General features: G+C 76.5%; 1 pseudogene. It reads left to right on the top strand.

From position 1 onward, the window contains the following. Window positions 1-452: pseudogene (locus tag AC2CJA_RS27230) on the top strand (AAA family ATPase); the annotation flags it as partial.

Below are 452 nucleotides of genomic sequence, written 5' to 3' on the forward strand. Positions count from 1 at the left end.
GATCGTATTTTTTTATAAGCGAGCGCGGCTGGAGCGGGCCCGCGCCGCCGACACCGTCGCCCCCGCCCTCGCCCTGAGGGAGGAGGCCGGGAGGGAGAGCCGCCGCGCCGCGTACGCCGAGGAGCGGGCCCGCGCCGAACTGCCCGGTGAGGCGGCCCACGCCCCCGCCGAGCGCCTCGCGGACCTGGAACGCGCCACCCGCCGGGAACTGGGCACACTGGAGGCCGCCCGGCGCGCCGAGGAGCGCGTCGACCGCCTCGACGTCGAACTCGCCTCTCTGGAAAGGGAGTCGGATTCGGACGAGGAACTGCTGCGCGAGACGGAGGAGTGGCTGGGGGAATGGGAGGCCACTCGCGCCGCCCACCAGCGGAGCGTGGACGCCGCCGCGGAGGCCGCGCCCCGCGCCGAGCGGCTCGCCCGGCGGCTGGACGGCCTGCGGCGCACCCTGGACG

The organism is Streptomyces sp. ATLC9, from assembly GCF_057196705.1.